General features: G+C 73.2%; 16 protein-coding genes. 3 read left to right on the top strand and 13 right to left on the bottom strand.

Annotated elements, in window-relative coordinates; translation table 11 throughout:
- Nucleotides 1-76: 76 nt before the first annotated feature.
- The 9 genes from hpnD to AB0O40_RS17470 all read right to left on the bottom strand — a co-directional run bounded on the left by hpnD (nucleotide 77) and on the right by AB0O40_RS17470 (nucleotide 9,316).
- Nucleotides 77-1,039, bottom strand: a complete 963-nt coding sequence (hpnD, locus tag AB0O40_RS17510) for a presqualene diphosphate synthase HpnD (protein WP_365041737.1) — start codon at nucleotides 1,037-1,039, stop codon at nucleotides 77-79.
- The gene (gene hpnC / locus AB0O40_RS17505; RefSeq protein WP_365041734.1) at nucleotides 1,036-1,956 is read right to left on the bottom strand and encodes a squalene synthase HpnC; all 921 of its coding nucleotides are present in this window, start codon (nucleotides 1,954-1,956) and stop codon (nucleotides 1,036-1,038) included. The genes hpnD and hpnC overlap by 4 nt, the downstream gene beginning before the upstream one ends.
- Before the next feature lie 332 nt (nucleotides 1,957-2,288).
- Entirely contained in the window at nucleotides 2,289-3,077 is a 789-nt protein-coding gene (locus AB0O40_RS17500) for an ABC transporter ATP-binding protein (RefSeq protein ID WP_365041732.1), read from the bottom strand.
- Nucleotides 3,070-3,999, bottom strand: a complete 930-nt coding sequence (locus AB0O40_RS17495; protein WP_365041729.1) for an ABC transporter permease — start codon at nucleotides 3,997-3,999, stop codon at nucleotides 3,070-3,072. The genes AB0O40_RS17500 and AB0O40_RS17495 overlap by 8 nt, the downstream gene beginning before the upstream one ends.
- A gap of 99 nt (nucleotides 4,000-4,098) precedes the next feature.
- Nucleotides 4,099-4,986 carry a glycosyltransferase gene (locus AB0O40_RS17490; protein WP_365041726.1) on the bottom strand — a complete coding sequence of 296 codons (888 nt, stop codon included), beginning with the start codon at nucleotides 4,984-4,986 and terminating at the stop codon, nucleotides 4,099-4,101.
- Nucleotides 4,983-5,762, bottom strand: a complete 780-nt coding sequence (locus AB0O40_RS17485; RefSeq protein WP_365041723.1) for a CDP-alcohol phosphatidyltransferase family protein — start codon at nucleotides 5,760-5,762, stop codon at nucleotides 4,983-4,985. The genes AB0O40_RS17490 and AB0O40_RS17485 overlap by 4 nt, the downstream gene beginning before the upstream one ends.
- Nucleotides 5,740-6,801 (bottom strand): iron-containing alcohol dehydrogenase family protein, encoded by a 1,062-nt coding sequence (locus AB0O40_RS17480; protein ID WP_365041720.1) that lies wholly within the window; start codon nucleotides 6,799-6,801, stop codon nucleotides 5,740-5,742. Before AB0O40_RS17480 ends, AB0O40_RS17485 begins: the two co-directional genes overlap by 23 nt.
- Complete coding sequence (locus tag AB0O40_RS17475; RefSeq protein ID WP_365041717.1) at nucleotides 6,789-7,541, bottom strand: phosphocholine cytidylyltransferase family protein; 753 nt, start codon at nucleotides 7,539-7,541, stop codon at nucleotides 6,789-6,791. The genes AB0O40_RS17480 and AB0O40_RS17475 overlap by 13 nt, the downstream gene beginning before the upstream one ends.
- Complete coding sequence (locus AB0O40_RS17470) at nucleotides 7,538-9,316, bottom strand: DUF5941 domain-containing protein (protein ID WP_365041781.1); 1,779 nt, start codon at nucleotides 9,314-9,316, stop codon at nucleotides 7,538-7,540. Before AB0O40_RS17470 ends, AB0O40_RS17475 begins: the two co-directional genes overlap by 4 nt.
- A gap of 401 nt (nucleotides 9,317-9,717) precedes the next feature.
- On the opposite strand from AB0O40_RS17470, the gene AB0O40_RS17465 reads away from it, so the two are divergent.
- Nucleotides 9,718-11,052 (top strand): bifunctional class I SAM-dependent methyltransferase/N-acetyltransferase, encoded by a 1,335-nt coding sequence (locus AB0O40_RS17465; RefSeq protein WP_365041715.1) that lies wholly within the window; start codon nucleotides 9,718-9,720, stop codon nucleotides 11,050-11,052.
- 128 nt (nucleotides 11,053-11,180) lie between these two features.
- Complete coding sequence (idi, locus tag AB0O40_RS17460; protein WP_365041712.1) at nucleotides 11,181-11,777, top strand: isopentenyl-diphosphate Delta-isomerase; 597 nt, start codon at nucleotides 11,181-11,183, stop codon at nucleotides 11,775-11,777.
- Nucleotides 11,778-11,806: 29 nt separating this feature from the next.
- Here the strand turns inward: idi and AB0O40_RS17455 are convergent, their stop codons facing one another.
- Both AB0O40_RS17455 and AB0O40_RS17450 read right to left on the bottom strand, forming a co-directional pair.
- A complete protein-coding gene (locus AB0O40_RS17455) occupies nucleotides 11,807-12,271 on the bottom strand; it encodes an ATP-binding protein (protein WP_365041779.1) in 465 nt (154 codons plus the stop codon).
- Nucleotides 12,272-12,439: 168 nt separating this feature from the next.
- Nucleotides 12,440-13,150, bottom strand: coding sequence for an HdeD family acid-resistance protein (locus AB0O40_RS17450; protein WP_365041709.1), 711 nt, complete (start codon nucleotides 13,148-13,150; stop codon nucleotides 12,440-12,442).
- 78 nt (nucleotides 13,151-13,228) lie between these two features.
- Here AB0O40_RS17450 and AB0O40_RS17445 point away from each other — a divergent pair, with 78 nt between their 5' ends.
- Nucleotides 13,229-13,987, top strand: coding sequence for an enoyl-CoA hydratase/isomerase family protein (locus tag AB0O40_RS17445; protein WP_365041706.1), 759 nt, complete (start codon nucleotides 13,229-13,231; stop codon nucleotides 13,985-13,987).
- Between the two features lie 60 nt (nucleotides 13,988-14,047).
- Here AB0O40_RS17445 and AB0O40_RS17440 read toward each other — a convergent pair whose 3' ends face one another.
- Both AB0O40_RS17440 and AB0O40_RS17435 read right to left on the bottom strand, forming a co-directional pair.
- On the bottom strand, nucleotides 14,048-14,683 hold the full coding sequence (locus AB0O40_RS17440; RefSeq protein ID WP_365041703.1) for a DJ-1/PfpI family protein: 636 nt from the start codon (nucleotides 14,681-14,683) through the stop codon (nucleotides 14,048-14,050).
- A gap of 148 nt (nucleotides 14,684-14,831) precedes the next feature.
- Nucleotides 14,832-15,797: a GlxA family transcriptional regulator gene (locus tag AB0O40_RS17435; protein WP_365041700.1), complete on the bottom strand. Its 966-nt coding sequence runs from the start codon at nucleotides 15,795-15,797 to the stop codon at nucleotides 14,832-14,834.
- Between the last annotated feature and the right edge of the window lie 286 nt (nucleotides 15,798-16,083).

Genomic DNA, 16,083 nt, shown 5'->3' with positions numbered 1-16,083 from the left:
GACCCCGACGGTCCGGCACCCGCCCGCGTAGACGCGCTCCGGGGGGCGCCGGTTGCCCGGCCGGTCACCTGGTCCATCAGGCCCGCCTCCTCGTGCTCCGGCGTGAGATGGTCCGCGCGTCCAGGCCGGACAGGCCCCGGACGGCGACGTAGGCCTTCTCGCGCACCGGCAGCGAGACCCGGCCGCGCAGCACGGCCTCCGGCTCGCGTTCGATGCGGTCGAGCAGGCGGCGGTAGATGCCGGCCATGGCGGCCACACAGGCTCCGCTGCGCCGGTCGAGCATGGGCAGCAGCCGGTAGCCCTCGGCGAACAGGGCCCGGGCCCGCCGGACTTCGTGGTGGACCAGGCCCGGGAAGTCGGAGCCGGCCGGTGCCCGGTCGGATCCGAAACCCTCCTCGCAGCCGAACTTGGCCAGGTCCTCGGCCGGCAGGTAGGTGCGGCCGTTGCCGGCGTCCTCGCGAACGTCCCGCAGGATGTTGGTCAGTTGCAGGGCGAGGCCGAGCGTGTCGGCGTACTCGGAGGCGCGTTCGGCGTCGGCGGCCCCGAGGCCGCCGGCGTTCGGGGTGCCGAACACGCCGAGCGAGAGCCGTCCGATGGCCCCGGCCACGCACCGGCAGTAGACCTCGAGGTCGTCCCAGGTCTCGTAGGTGGCGCCGCGGACGTCCATCAGGACGCCGTCGATGAGTTCGTCGAGTCCGCCGAGCGGGATCGGGAAGCGGCGGGCCGCGTCGGCGAGGGCCACGGCCACCGGGTCGGTGTCGTCCTCGTCGACCGCGCCCTCGCGGATCCGGTCGAGCAGCGCCCGGGTGTCGGCCAGCCGGGCGGCCTTGGCCTCGGGCGGCAGGGTGCCGTCACCGATGTCGTCGACCCGGCGGGAGAAGGCGTACAGCGCCGACATGGCCTGCCGCTTGTCGGTGGGCAGCAGCCGGATGCCGTACGCGAAGTTGCGCGCCTGGGTGCCGGTGACGGCCTCGCAGTAGGTGTACGCGGCGAGTACCGGTGCGGACGCGGTCGTTTGGCCCTCCACGGTCGGGCTCACCCTTCTCTCGGCGCGGTGCGCAGGACGGCGCCCACTTCGCGGAGCAGCCGGTGCTTGGCTGCCTTGGGCGGACCGGACAGCACGTCGAACCCGGCTCCGGCCACCGCGGCCAGGGCCGCGCGCCCGCCGCCGACGAAGCCGGCGAGCAGCAGCCGGAGCCTGCCGTGGACGCTACCCACCAGCGGGGCGCCTTCATCCAGCAGGTGGCCGGCGCGTTCGGCCTGGTACGCGATCAGGGAGCGGACGGCGGCGCCGGCCGACGGGGCGGCCAGGTCGCTCTCGCGGACCCGGAACCGCGCCATGTCCTCGGCGGGCAGGTAGATGCGGTCGCGGCCGAGGTCCTCGGCGACGTCCTGCAGGTGTTCGACGATCTGCAGTGCGGTGCAGACGGCGTCGGACCGGCGGATGCGTTCGGGGCTGGCGGTGCCGGTGAGCGCCAGGACCAGGCGGCCCACCGGGTTGGCGGACAGCTCGCAGTAGTCGAGCAGGTCCTGGTAGGTGGCGTACCGGGTGACCTGCTGGTCCTGCCGGTTGGCCGCGATGAGGCCGAGGAAGGGCTCGGGGGTCAGCCGGTGGCGGGCGACGACCGGCTGGAGGTCCCGCAGCAGCGGGTGCCGGGGGGCGCCGTCGAAGACCCGGAGCAGGTCCGCCTCGAAGGCGTCGAGGAGGGCGAGCCGGTCCTCGGCGTGCTCGGGGGCCACGCCCAGCAGGGCGGCGTCGCCGCCGCCGGGGGCGAGGTCGCCGTCGCCGATGTCGTCGACCAGCCGGGCGTACCCGTAGACGGCCAGCAGTCCCTCGCGCCAGGCCTGCGGCACGAAGAAGGGGGCCACCGGGAAGTTCTCGTGGGCCGCCTTCCCGAGGGTGGCGCGCGCGTGGTCCGCTTCGGACCGGGGCCGGATGCCGGACCCCGCGGTCACCGCCCGCCGCCCGCGGCGGGGACGGCTCGCGTGCCTGGGGGCCGGAGAATTCCCGTAGCCATTGCCGTCACATCTCCCGTTCTACACTGCCGACCCAATACAGCCCATTTCGGACACGCCGCCGGTGCAATGCGGGAAGTCGGGGACTCACATGCGGAGAAACCGCCCCACTTGCCACGTATATGCACCGCTACAGCTTACGTTGTACAACGCTTCACGGCCCTCCCGGGTGTCCGTCCGGTAACCGAATGTCGTTCCCCGGACGGCCCCGACACCATGCCACGGCCCCCACCGCGGCTGCGGCAGGGGCCGGGAGCGTCCGGGACCGGGACCTAGCGGCCGGTCTCCTTCTCGTACGCGGCGACGACCTCCTCGGTCGGGCCGTCCATCAGCAGCTCGCCCTTCTCCAGCCACAGCACCCGGGTGCAGGTGTCCCGGATCGACTTGTTGCTGTGGCTGACCAGGAAGACCGTGCCGGCCTCCTTGCGCAGCTCGCGGATGCGCTCCTCGGAGCGGATCTGGAACTTGCGGTCACCGGTGGCCAGTGCCTCGTCGATCATCAGGACGTCGTGGTCCTTGGCCGCCGCGATGGAGAAGCGGAGCCGGGCCGCCATGCCGGAGGAGTAGGTGCGCATGGGCAGGGTGATGAAGTCGCCCTTCTCGTTGATCCCCGAGAAGTCGACGATGCCCTGGTAGCGCTCCTTGATCTGCTCCCGGGACATGCCCATGGCCAGACCGCCGAGCATGACGTTGCGCTCGCCGGTGAGGTCGTTCATCAGCGCGGCGTTCACGCCCAGCAGCGAGGGCTGCCCGTCGGTGTAGACCTTGCCGGACTCGCAGGGCAGCAGGCCGGCGATGGCCCGCAGCAGCGTGGACTTGCCGGAGCCGTTGGAGCCGATGAGGCCGATGGCCTCGCCGCGGTACGCCGTGAAGGAGACGCCCCGCACCGCGTGGACCTTGCGCACCCCGCGGGCCGAGTCGGCCCGCTTCTTGCCGCGGACGATCTTACTCAGGGCCGCGGTCGCGCTGCCCTTGCCGCCGCCGCCCGCGTTGACCCGGTAGACGATGTGGACGTCGTCCGCGATGACCGTGGGGACGCCCGCCTGGTTGTTCTCAGCCACGGCCGTAACGCTCCTCAGCCTTCCAGAAGTACACGAACCCGCCGACGCCGACCAGCACGGCCCAGCCGACCGCGAAGGCCCACACGTGCGGCGGCAGGTTCGAGGCGCCGTACTTGTCGATCAGCGCGAACCGGATGAGGTCCATGTAGATCGCCGCCGGGTTCCACTGGAGCGCGTCCGCGATCCAGTGCGGCTTGCCCTTGAGCATCACGGTGATCGAGAACATGACGCCCGAGGCGTACATCCAGGTCCGCATGATGAAGGGCATCAGCTGCGCCAGGTCGGGCGTCTTGGCGCCCATCCGCGCCATGACCAGCGCCAGTCCGGTGTTGAAGACGAACTGGAGGAACAGCACCGGCAGGACCAGCAGCCAGGACGGGCCCGGGTAGTTGCCGAAGGCGATGGCCACCGCGAAGATCACGATCATCGAGTACAGCAGCTGCTGGAGCTGCTGGAGCGAGAACGAGATCGGCAGCGAGGCGCGCGGGAAGTGCAGCGCCCGCACCAGGCCCAGGTTGCCGGAGATCGCCCGGACGCCGGCCATCACGGAGCTCTGCGTGAAGGTGAAGACGAAGATGCCCATCACCAGGAAGGGGATGTAGACCCCCTTCTCCATGCCGCGGCCCGCCTGCAGGATCAGCCCGAAGATCAGGTAGTAGACCAGGGCGTTGAGGAGCGGGGTGGCCACCTGCCAGATCTGGCCGAGCTTCGCCTGGCTGTACTGCGCCATGAGCTTGGCCGAGGAGAAGGCGAGGATGAAGTGGCGGCGGCCCCACAGCTGCCGGACGTACTCGCCGAGCCCCGGTCGGGCACCGCTCACCGACAGGCCGTACTTGGCGGCGAGTTCCGCCGCGCTCAGCCCGGCGTCGGGAGACGGCGGCGTGCTCGTGGCGAGAGCGCCGTCATGGGTTGTGTCACTCACAAGTTGAAACTTTCGTCTTCAAGATGCGCGGCCGGTCGGGCGGGGGGCACGTGGGCACCTGGTCCCGGGAGTACGCCCATGGTCCCAGAACCGAGCTTGTCAGATGACGGGCGGGCGTCCCAGCCGGGTCAGCCGCCACACGGTCTTCCACTTCATGGGGCGGCGCGGACCGCAGTCGGCCCGCCAGCCCTCGCGGAAACCGCCGCACCACGCCTTGAGGGCGGCGGCCGAGGGCCGGCGCACCAGCGTGAGCAGCGTCCAGACCCCGAGGTAGACCGGGACCAGCACGGCCGGCAGGTTGCGCCGGGCCAGCCAGACCCGGTTGCGGGCCACGTTGTGGTGGTAGCTCGCGTGCCGGGAGGGCGCGGTGGTCGGGTGGAAGAGCACCATGTCGGCCCGGTAGTCGATCTGCCAGCCGGCGTCCAGCGCCCGCCAGGCCAGGTCGGTCTCCTCATGGGCGTAGAAGAACGCCCCCGGGAGCCCGCCCACCTGCTCGAACACCTTCGTGCGGACGGCGTTGGCGCCGCCCAGGAAGGTGGTCACGCGCGAGGAGCGCATCGGGTCCGCGGCACGCAGCCGCGGCACGTGCCGCCGCGCGGTGGCCCCGGTGTCCGGATCGGCGATCCGGAAGCTGACGATGCCCAGCTCCGGGTCCTCCGTGAAGGCCTGGCGGCACAGCTCGGCGGTGTCGGTGCGGGGCAGCAGCCCGTCGTCGTCCAGGAACAGCAGGACGTCCACCTCCCGGCCACCGGGCCCGAAGGCCTCGATGCCGGCGTTGCGGCCGCCCGGGATGCCGAGGTTCTCCGGCAGGTCCAGGGTGCGCACCCCGGCCGGCACCAGGCCGGTGACGGTGACGCCCTGGCCGACCACGACCACCTCGACCGGGTCGCCCTCCTGGCGGGCGACCGAGTCGAGCAGGGCCTTCAGGTCGTCCGGCCGGTTGCCCATGGTGATGATCACCGCGCCCACGCGCAGCGGGGCGGTCACTTCAGCCTGCTGGAGGCGAGGATGGACACCAGGTGCAGCACGGTCTGGAGCAGCGCGATGCCGGCGAGGACGGCGACGCCCACCCGGGAGAAGAACAGGTCCCCGCGGACCTGGTCGGCCACCGCCAGCGCCAGGATCAGCAGCGAGGCCTCGATGCCGAGGATCAGCCGGTGGAACTTGAGCGCGGCCGCGGCCCGCCGGGCCAGCGCCATGCCGGAGGACCGCGGCTCGGCCGCCGCCTCCTTGACCACGGGCAGCCCGCCCTGGTGCCGGGCGACGCCGACCAGGTCGGTCTCCGCCTTGATCAGGATGGCGCCCAGCGCCGCGAGGGTGCCGAGGAAGGCCCACAGCCAGTCGATCCGGCCGCCGCCCCACAGGTCCGCGGCGCGCAGGCCGAAGCCGACCAGCACCGCCGCGTCGCACAGGTACGCGCCGACCCGGTCCAGGTACACGCCGGAGAGCGAGAACTGCTTCTTCCAGCGCGCCACCTCGCCGTCGACGCAGTCGAGCAGCAGGTAGCCCTGGACCGCGAGCACGCCGAGGACGGCGCCCCAGACGCCCGGCACCAGCAGGGCCGGGGCGGCCAGCACACCGCTCAGCGTCATCACGTAGGTCAGCTGGTTGGGCGTGACCTTGGTGGTGACCAGGAGCCGGGTGATGCGCAGGGAGATCTCGCGCATGTACAGGCGGCCGCCCCAGTGCTCCCCGCTGCGCCGGTCCTTCACGCCCGGGGGGTGAACGACGGGGCGGAGTTCAGCTACTGATGGTCTTGGCATAGTCGGAGTAGGCGTCCCTGATCTCGGCTGCGGACAGGTTGAGGTGCTCCAGGATCGTGAAGCGTCCCGGGCGGGTCTGCGGGGCGTACTCGACGGCGGCGACGAACTCGTCCACGCTGAACCCGATCTCCTCGGGCAGCACGGGCAGCCCGTGCTTGCGCAGCACCTCGGCGAAGAGGCCGGACTGGTCGCGGGCCCCGCGCAGGTGCATGGCGAAGGCGGCACCGAGGCCGACCTGTTCGCCGTGCAGCGCCGAGCGCCCCGGGTAGAGCAGGTCGAAGGCGTGGCTGATCTCGTGGCAGGCGCCGGACGACGGGCGGGTGTCCCCGCTGATCGACATGGCGATGCCGGAGAGCACCAGGCCCTCGGAGAGCACGGTCAGGAACTCGTCGTCGCCGCAGCCACCGGGGTGGCGCAGCACGGACTCGCCGGCCGTCCGGGCCATCGCGGCGGCCAGGCCGTCCACGGCCTCGCCGGTGACCTCGTGCGAGAGCTCCCAGTCGGCGATCGCCGAGATGTTGGAGATCGCGTCGCCGATGCCGGCGCGGATGAAGCGGACCGGGGCGTCCCGGATCACGTCCAGGTCGATGACCATGGCGATCGGGGTGGGTACGCCGTAGGAGCCGCGCCCGTTGTCGTTGTCCAGGATGGACACCGGCGAGCAGATCCCGTCGTGGGAGAGGTTGGTGGCCACGGCCACCATCGGCAGGCCGACCCGCGCCGCGGCGTACTTCGCCACGTCGATGATCTTCCCGCCGCCCAGTCCCACCACCGCGTCGTAGCGGCGGCCCTTTATGTCGTCGGCCAGCTTCACCGCGGAGTCGATGGTGCCGTCCACGACGGGGTACCAGTCGGCGTGCGGCAGCACCGGCTCCAGCTTGGCGCGCAGCGCCTGGCCGGAGCCGCCGCTGATGGCCAGCGCGAGCTTGCCGGAGGCGGAGATCCGCTGATCGGCGAGGACGCCGGCCAGGTCGTCCATCGCCCCGCGGCTGATGTCGACGACGACCGGCGACGGGATGAGCCGGGTCAGTACTGGCATGCGATCGTCCGGCCCTTGGCGAGGTCGTCGTGGTTGTCGATCTCGACCCACTTCACGTCGCCGATGGGGGCCACGTCGATGGTGAAGCCGTCGTCGACGAGCTGCTGGTAGCCGTCCTCGTAGTAGAGGTCGGGGTCCCGCTCGAAGGTGGTCTTCAGGGCCTCGGCCAGCGCCTCGGCGGCCGCCGGCTCGATCAGGGTGACGCCGATGTACTCGCCGGTCGCGGTGGCCGGGTCCATCAGCTTGGTGATCTTCTGGACGCCCTTGCCCTCGGCGGTGATCACCTTCATCTCCTCGTCGGCCAGGCTCTTGACCGTGTCGAGGGCGAGGATGATCTTCTGGCCGTCGCCGCGGGCGGCGAGCAGGGTCTTCTCGACGGAGACCGGGTGCACGGTGTCGCCGTTGGCGAGGATCACGCCCTGCTTGAGGACCTCACGCGCGCACCACAGGGAGTAGGCGTTGTTCCACTCCTCGGCCTTGTCGTTGTCGATCAGCGTGATCTTCAGGCCGTACTTGGCCTCCAGGGCGTCCTTGCGCGCGTACACGGCCTCCTTGCGGTAGCCGACGACGATCGCGACCTCGGTGAGGCCGACCTCGGCGAAGTTGCCCAGGGTCAGGTCGAGGACCGTCAGGCTCTCCTCCTGGCCCTCGGGGCCGACGGGCACGAGGGCCTTGGGGAGGGTGTCGGTGTAGGGACGCAGACGGCGTCCGGCACCGGCAGCGAGTACAAGGCCGATCATGCTGGTTCTCCTTCGTCATGTACGGCGGGTGCTCCGGAGGAGACCCAGAAGCGGATGCTCTCCACGAGCACCACGAGTGCCACGAACCCGGCCATGGCCGTGAGCGCGACGGGGAAGTCGCTGCGCGCGAGGACGGTGGCGAGCACCGCGGTCACCAGGACCCGGCCCTCGTGGCCGCCGATCGTCCGCACCAGCCAGTGCGGGGGCGCGCCGGCGTCGCCGCGGATGCGGTACACCGTGTCGTAGTGATGGTAGGCGACCGCCGCCACCAGCCCGAAAGCCGCGGGAAGGGCTCCGTTCACCTCGCTCTTCGCGGCGAGGACCAGGACCGTGCCGTACTCGGCGGCCCGGAACAGCGGCGGCAGCAGCCAGTCGAGCGGGCCCTTGAGGGGGCGGGCGACGGCCACGGCGGACAGCAGGACGTACAGTCCCGCGGCGGCCGCCCACTCCGCGCCGCCGAAGGGCACGAACAGGGCCGTGGCGCCCAGCTGGGCCACCGCGAGCAGGGCGAAGACCAGGCTGGCGGCGCCCGCCCGGCGGCTGCGGCCCACGTACGCGACCGCCTCGGCCAGCGGGCCGGTGTCGGTGAGGTCGTAGAGCGCCCGGGCGGCCCGGTCGGTCCTCTCGGCCTTGCGGGTCAGGGAGCGCAGCACCCGGCCCGCGGTGGTGTACAGGGCACCGAAGGCGCAGCCGACGAGCAGGGCGTAGAAGGTGATCCGGGGCGTGGTGAGGGCGGTCAGCACCGCGATCATCGCCCAGCGCTCGCCGATCGGCAGGATGACCATCCGGCGGGCCCAGACCGTCCAGCCGACGCTGTCGAGGCGGTCGGAGAGGGCGGCCGTCGGGCTCGTGTTCGCGGTGGCGTCGTGGTTGGCCTCGTTGAACGCGAAGTCGACCACGTGCCGGCAGGTCATCAGGACCATCGCGCCCAGCGCGAGCGCCCAGACGTCGTCCCCGCCCCGGGCGGCGCCCAGCGCGAGGCCCGCGTAGAAGGAGTACTCCTTGGCCCGGTCGAAGGTCGCGTCCAGCCAGGCCCCGAGGGTGGAGTACTGGAGGGAGTAGCGGGCCAGCTGTCCGTCGGTGCAGTCGAGCACGAAGGAGACAATCAGCAGCACGCCGGCCGCGACGTACCCGGTGCGCTCGCCGGTGGCCGCGCAGGCCGCCGCAATCAGCGCGGTGATCAGCGACGCGGTGGTGACCTGGTTCGGGGTCAGCCCGCGCCGTGCGCACCAGCGCGCGATGTACCGCGAGTACGGGCTGATGAAGAAGGTGGTGAAGAAGCCGTCGCGGGACTTGACGGCGGAGCGCAGCCGCACCGCCTCGTCGTCGACGGCGGCCACCGCCGCGGTGGCGACCTCCCGCTGGGCCCGGGTCTCGGGGACCGCGGCGACCAGCGTGCCCAGCTCGGGCCGCTGGACGACGGTGCCGTCGGCCTCGATCACGGCCGCCAGCTCGTCGGGCAGGCTGTGCGCGGGCGCGGTGGCCCGGGCCAGCGCCCGGTCCAGGCCCGGCCGGGCGGCCGGCTGGACGGTCAGCGCGCCGGGCACGGCGGCGGCGCCGAAGCGCGGGTCGGTCAGCGCCAGGCGCAGGGCGTGCCGGTGTCCGGTGAAGCGGCTGTCCACCACCGCGACCCGCTCACTCGCGGGTACGGAGGCCAGCAGGGCGCCGGTGTCGCGGGGGCCGGCGGCGATCCGTACCTCGAAGCCGAGCGAGCGCAGGTCTCCCTCGAGCGGCGATCCGGGTACCGGCGGGCCGGTGAGGATGGCGGTCGGCAGACGAACTCACTCCTTGGGACGGGCGCCGCGGGGGGCGGGCGGCACGTCGGCAGAGGCTATCGGATGGACGGAAGGGGGCGTTCACCACCCGTTTACGCGCCGATAAGCCGATGATCTCGGGCACGGCGGCCCGTCGTGATCATCATGGTCGATCGGCCGTCCCGGGGACAAACCCTCGGCTGTTAGCATGACCACAGAGACGTCCCGTCTCATCGAAGCGTGGAGCAGGACCGAGGAGGTGGGTTGATGACCGTCGTGGCGTTCGCCGCCGTGCGTGGCGACCAGCGGTTCGTCCCCGTCCTCCGGGTGCCCGGCCAGGCCTGATCCCTTTCGGCGATCCGTCGGCCGGACCCGTCTTTCCTTCATCACAAGGGTTCACGTTGTCCGACAACGCTTCCGGCATGCCCGACGTCACCCTCGACGTCCCCACCACCACCGATTCCGCCTCCGGCGCCCCCGCGACCGGCCCGTCCGCCGGGGTCCCCGAGGCCGCGCTCCACGAGGCCTTCTTCGCCCTGCACCACGGGCTGCCCCGGCAGGGCCCCGGCTCCGACGCCACCACCCGCCGGCTGCTCGCCCTCGCCGGCGGGCGGCCCGAGCGGCCCCGCGTCCTGGACCTGGGCTGCGGTCCGGGCCGCGCCGCCCTGCTGCTGGCCACCGAGGCCGGCGCCGAGGTCACCGCGGTCGACCTGCACGAGCCGTTCCTCGCGGAGCTGCGCGCCGCGGCCGACGAGCGCGGCCTGGCCGGGCGCATCCGCACCGTCAAGGCGGACATGGCCGCCGTCCCCTGTCCGGATGGTTCCTTCGACCTGATCTGGGCCGAGAGCTCCGCCTACTCGATCGGCTTCGACACCGCGCTGCGGGAGTGGCGGCGGCTGCTCGCACCGGGCGGCACCCTCGTCCTGACCGAGTGCGAGTGGCGCACCGACCGGCCCTCGGCCGCGGCCCGGGCCTTCTGGGCCCCGCACTACGCCCTGCGCACCGAGCCCGCCAACCGCGCGGCGGCCGCCGCGGCCGGCTACCGGGTGGTGGCCGTGCTGCCGCAGCCGGAGTCCGACTGGGACGAGTACTACGGTCCGCTGGGCCGGCGGGCCGACGGGGCCGAGGCAGCCGGGCCGCCCTCCGCCGCCCTGACGGCCGCGCTGGCCGCCACCCGCGAGGAGATCGCGGTCCGCCGGGACCACGGCGCCGACTACGGCTACACCGGCTACGTGCTGCGCCCCTGGGGCACCGGCCGGCCGGTACGTCCCGAGCGGCCGCAGGAGCGGGCCGCCGTGCACGCCGTGCACGCGGCGGCCTTCCCGACGCCGGAGGAGGCGGACCTGGTCGACGCGCTGCGCGCCGACCCGGCCGCCTGGCTGCCGGGCATGTCGTACGTGGCCGAGGCGGCGGACGGCTCGGTCGCGGCGCACGCCCTGCTCACCCGGTGCCACGTCGACGGGGTGCCCGCGCTGGCGCTGGCCCCGGTGGCGAGCGTCCCCGGGTCCCAGCGGCAGGGCGCGGGCAGCGCCGTGGTGGCCGCCCTGCTCGACGCCGCGCGCGCGGCCGGCGAGGGGCTGGTCCTGGTGCTCGGCGACCCCGCCTACTACCAGCGGTTCGGCTTCGTCCGGGCCTCGCGGTACGGGATCCGGGCGCCGTTCGAGGTCCCGGACGAGTACATGATGGCGCTCGTCCTGGACGGTTCCGCGGCCGTCCCGGCGGGAACGATCAGTTACCCGGCACCCTTCGGGATCTGACGGGCGCACACCCCCGCCCCCCGTCGCCTACCACGCGACGGGGGGCGGACATGCGCAGATCACCGAAGTGAGGACAAGCCGCTTTTGTACGGCAAACTGAAGGCCGTAGTCCGAAGCGAAGGATGGTTATGCCGATCACTTCTGCCACCGCCGCGAACAGCGCGTCCAACGGCACCGCCGCTGCGCCGATCATGCTCGAGCTGGTCGACGAGGCGGGGAACACCATCGGCACCGCGGAGAAGCTCGCCGCCCACCAGGCCCCCGGTCAGCTCCACCGGGCCTTCTCGGTGTTCCTGTTCGACGAGTCCGGCCGCCTGCTCCTCCAGCAGCGCGCCCTCGGGAAGTACCACTCCCCCGGCGTCTGGTCGAACACCTGCTGCGGCCACCCCTATCCGGGTGAATCCCCGTTCGCCGCGGCCGCCCGCCGCACGTACGAGGAGCTGGGCCTGTCGCCCTCGCTGCTGGCCGAGGCGGGCACGGTCCGCTACAACCACCCCGACCCCGCCTCAGGTCTGGTCGAGCAGGAGTACAACCACCTCTTCGTCGGACTCGCGCAGGCCCCGGTGCAGCCCGACCCGGAGGAGATCGCCGACACCGTCTACGTGACGGCCCAGGAACTCGCCAAGCGGCACGCGGCGGACCCCTTCTCGGCGTGGTTCATGACCGTCCTCGACGCGGCCCGGCCCGCGATCCGCGAGCTGACGGGCGACGCCGCCGGCTGGTGAGCAGCGGCCGCCGGTGACCGGCGCCGGCCTCAGCCGGCGGCCGGGGCCAGCGGCAGCGCCGCCCAGATCACCTTGCCGCCGCCGGCGGTGTGCTCCACGTCGCAGACCCCGCCCGCCAGCGCGGTGATCTCACGGACCAGCAGCAGGCCCCGGCCGCCGGTCTGGCCGAAGTCGGCCTCCAGGGCCTTGGGGCGGTACGGGTGGTCGTCCTCGACGGCCACCCGTACCCACTCCCGGCCGATGGCCACCTCCACCGCCACCTCGGGCGAGAGCAGCGCCGCGTGCCGGACCGAGTTGGTGACCAACTCGGACACGATCAGCAGCAGGGAGTGCACCAGGTCGTCCCCGGCCTCCGGGGGCAGGCCGGTCAGCTGCCGGCGGAGCAGGTCCCGGACCGCGTGCCGGGCCTGCGGAACGGATTCTTCAGTAGCGGGTGCGGTGAACCGCCAGACTCCCTCATAAGTGGGGGGCACGGTCGGGGGCGGTGCATCCATGTCCCGGCCCCCGTCTTCACGCTCGATCGTCTCCACAGCCCAAGGGTGGGGAAGCCGATGGTCCGGGCCAGGGCGCTGACCAGAAGTCAGCAGCAATCGGACGCTTTTTGACCGGTGGTTTATGACAGCGTCAGTTGTTCGACCGTTCCTGATCTTCCACGGGCGGCTTCACGCACCGCCCTCCTCGCGCCGCCCCCAGCCCTCAGCAGCACCGGTCCCGGTCCCGCCGGCGGTCCCGGGCGCACCGGCCCCGCCGTCCGGCTGCTTGCCCGCGTCGGCCGCCATCCCCAGCACCCGCCGGGCACCCAGCCCCAGGGCCAGCAGGCTCAGCCCGTCGAAGAGCACCGCCAGTGAGAAGAACGTACCGATCACGTACAGGCTGTCGCCCGGCCACCGGCTGAGGATCAGGAAGCCCAGCAGGATCCCGAAGGCGCCCTGCACCAGCGTCAGTCCGAGCTGCGGACCGCGCACCACCAGGGCGCCGAACAGCCGGAAGGCGCCGCCGGTCAGGAAGAGCAGCGCGGCGAACATCGTCAGCGCCTCGGCGGAGGCCTCGGGACGGCGCAGGATGACCAGCCCGGCGGCGAGGTTGAGGGCCGCGACCACCACCGCCAGCCAGAAGAAGTTGCTCTTGCGCGACTGCACCGCCTGGAGCAGCCCGACCGCGCCGCCGATCAGCAGCAGCCAGCCGAAGAGCGTCATGGACGTCAGGGTGGCCAGCCCGGTGTACAGGAGGCCGATCAGTCCGGCGATCACCAGGATCACCCCGAGCAGGGCCAGCAGCCCGAAGCTGCGGCTCAGCTTCTTGCCCTCCCGGTGCGCGTCACCGGGACCGGGGTCCCCGCGCTCGGCTCGGTCGGCCTTGCGGTCAGCGGCCATCAGCGGCTCCTCGTCAGCGCGCCCCCCTGCCGGACTCCCTTGATCATAGGATCGGCCCGGCGGGATAGCATCCGGCGCATGGAGCGCCAGGACGCACAGCTGCGGCACACGGTCACCGACGGGGTGGCCACGATCGTCATCGACCACCCCGCCAAACGCAACGCCATGACCGCGGCCATGTGGACCCGGCTCCCGGAGCTGCTGACCGCCCTCGCGGCCGACCCCGCGGTCCGGGCCCTGGTCCTGACCGGCGCCGGCGACACCTTCTGCGCCGGAGCGGACATCTCCTCCCTGCGCGACGCCCCGGCGGACGCCGACCCGCAGACCCTCGCGGTCCGCGCGGAGACCGCCCTGGCCGCCTTCCCCAAGCCCACCATCGCCGCCGTCCGCGGCTACTGCGTCGGCGGCGGCTGCCAGTTGGCCGCCGCCTGCGACCTCCGCTTCGCCGAGGAGGGCGCAGCCTTCGGCATCACCCCGGCCAAGCTGGGCATCGTCTACCCGGCCGACACCACCCGCCGCCTGGTCGCCCTGGTCGGCCCGGCGACCGCCAAGTACCTGCTCTTCTCGGGCGAGTTGATCGACACCGAGCGAGCGCTGCGGACCGGTCTGGTGGACGAGGTGCTGCCGTCCGGCCAACTCGCCAAGCGGGTGGCCGAGTTCACCGCGGTCCTGACCACGCGGTCCGGGCTCACGCAGGCCGCCGCGAAGGAGTTCGCGGACGGCCTGCGGGGTCGTGAGGCGCACTGGGCCGGCGAGGCCACCGCCTCCCGTGAGGCCGCCGAAGGCGTCGCCGCCTTCCTGGAGCGGCGCCCGCCCCGCTTCACGTGGCCCCGGTGACGGTGGCGTAGCCGCTGCGCGGAGCCTTTCCCGAAACCGGGGGCTCCGCCCCCGGCCCCCCTACTTCAGAACGAACCGGCTCTTCTCCCGCCACTCCTCCACCAGGTCCGCGGGCGCCTTCTCCGGGGAGCCCGCGTCGTACGGCGGCTGGGGGTCGTACTCGGTCAGCAGCTGCACGGACTGGGCGACGCGGTCGCCGGCGATCTGGCCGAGCAGTGTGAGTCCCATGTCGATGCCGGAGGAGACACCGGCGGCGGTGACGTACTTGCCGTCGGTCACCACCCGCTCGCCGGTGGGCTCGACGCCGTACTCGCGCAGCGTCTCCAGCGCCAGCCAGTGCGAGGTGGCCCGCCGGCCGCCGAGCAGCCCGGCCGCGGCCAGCAGCAGGGATCCGGTGCACACGGAGGTGGTCCAGGTGCTGGTGGCGTCGGCGGCGCGCAGCCAGTCGAGCAGCACCCGGTTGTCCATCTGCGGGGTCTGCCCGGGCCCGCCCGGCACCACGACGATGTCCGGCGCCGGTACGTCGGCCAGGGCCCGCTCGGCCACCAGCGCCAGCGAGCCGGAGTCGTTGCGCACCGGCCCGGGCTGCTCCGCCACGAACACGGTCTCCGCGCCGGGCAGCCGCCCGAGGGTCTCGTAGGGCCCGACGGCGTCGAGGGCGGTGAAACGGTCGAAGAGCACGATGGCGATCTGCACGGATTCTCCTCTGAAGGTCAGCGACAACGGTCAGGGACAGCAGTCAGGACGGACACGAACGGGGCCCCGGCCGGCACGCACCCGGCCGGGGGCCGGTACCGGGGCCGGGGCGGGACCCGGGCGGGCCGGGCGCGGGGTCCAGGCCCTCTCACCCGTCACCCCCCGCCCCGCTGAACCGCTTCCGGTACTCGGCCGGCGACTGCCCCAAGGTCTTCACGAACGCCCGCCGCAGCGCCTCCGGGGTGCCGTAGCCGCAGGCCCGGGAGATCTGGGCGACGCCCGCCGGGCTGTCCTCCAGCAGGCGGCGGGCGTGCTCCACCCGGACCCGTTCCACGTACCGGCCCGGGCTCACCCCGGTCTCGGCGTGGAAGGCGCGGGCGAAGTGGCGCGGCGAGAGGCGGGCGCGGTCCGCCAGGGCCTCGACGGAGAGGTCGTCGCCCGGGTGCTCGGCGATCCACTGCTGGACCTCCCGCAGCGGGGCCCGCTGCGCGGTCTGGGCCGCGAGCTGGGCGCTGAACTGCGCCTGGTTGCCGGGGCGGCGGAGGAAGACCACCAGGTGACGGGCGACCAGCAGGGCCGTCTCCCGGCCCAGGTCCTCCTCGACGAGCGCCAGGGCGAGGTCGATCCCGGCCGTCACGCCGGCCGAGGTGGCGACGTTCCCGTCCCGGACGAAGATCGGGTCCGGCTCCACCCGGACCGCCGGGTAGCGGCGGGCCAGCAGCTCGCAGACCGCCCAGTGGGAGGTGGCGCGCCGGCCGTCCAGCAGCCCCGCCGCGGCCAGCAGCAGGGCGCCGGAGCAGACCGACACCAGGCGATCGGCCCGCGGGCCGTGCGTCCGCAGCCAGTCGATCAGCCGCGGGTCGGGGTCCCGGGTGCCGGGGCCGCCGGGCACGAGCAGGGTGTGCGGGCGGTCCGCCGCGTCGAGGCGGCCGTCGGGGGCGAGCGTCAGGCCGCTGGAGGTGCGGACCGGTGCGCCGTCGAGCGAGGCCGTGCGGATCTCGTAGCCGTCCCTCGGGTGGCTGCGGCCGGCGCCGTCGAAGACCTCCACGGGGCCGGTCACGTCCAGGCTCTGCACCTGGTCGAACAGGACCACGAGCACGCTGCGCTGCGTCATGCCCCCATGCTCCGCGCCCCCGCCCCCGTCCGCAATGACACCCTCCCCACCTTTCCTGCCACCGTCTCTGGCGCCCGCCCCCGCCGAAGCCCCGCCAAATCCAGCCCCGCCGGCGATTGAGGCCCGGGGCCCGGGCAGTGGCAAATCCAGCCTCGCCGGCGATTGAGGCCCGGGGCCCGGGCCCGCGCCCGGCCGCTGCGCGGAGCCGGCCCCTCCCCGCCCCTTCCCGAAACCGGTGGGCGCTGCCCCCGGAGCCCCCGCACCACCGCTGCGCGGCGGTCGCCTC

Origin of the sequence: Streptomyces sp. NPDC089919, assembly GCF_040684615.1 — a bacterium.
GTDB lineage: Bacteria > Actinomycetota > Actinomycetes > Streptomycetales > Streptomycetaceae > Streptomyces.
The sequence above is the reverse complement of the archived record's forward strand: the minus strand, read 5'-3'. Positions and strand labels throughout refer to the sequence as shown.

Coding starts and splice junctions, on each gene's coding strand:
- AB0O40_RS17485 (WP_365041723.1), bottom strand. CDS start 5,762: ATGCCAAGACCATCAGTAGCTGAACTCCGCCCCGTCGTTCACCCCCCG.
- AB0O40_RS17480 (WP_365041720.1), bottom strand. CDS start 6,801: ATGCCAGTACTGACCCGGCTCATCCCGTCGCCGGTCGTCGTCGACATC.
- AB0O40_RS17475 (WP_365041717.1), bottom strand. CDS start 7,541: ATGATCGGCCTTGTACTCGCTGCCGGTGCCGGACGCCGTCTGCGTCCC.
- AB0O40_RS17465 (WP_365041715.1), top strand. CDS start 9,718: ATGCCCGACGTCACCCTCGACGTCCCCACCACCACCGATTCCGCCTCC.
- idi (WP_365041712.1), top strand. CDS start 11,181: ATGCCGATCACTTCTGCCACCGCCGCGAACAGCGCGTCCAACGGCACC.
- AB0O40_RS17455 (WP_365041779.1), bottom strand. CDS start 12,271: ATGGATGCACCGCCCCCGACCGTGCCCCCCACTTATGAGGGAGTCTGG.
- AB0O40_RS17450 (WP_365041709.1), bottom strand. CDS start 13,150: ATGGCCGCTGACCGCAAGGCCGACCGAGCCGAGCGCGGGGACCCCGGT.
- AB0O40_RS17445 (WP_365041706.1), top strand. CDS start 13,229: ATGGAGCGCCAGGACGCACAGCTGCGGCACACGGTCACCGACGGGGTG.
- AB0O40_RS17435 (WP_365041700.1), bottom strand. CDS start 15,797: ATGACGCAGCGCAGCGTGCTCGTGGTCCTGTTCGACCAGGTGCAGAGC.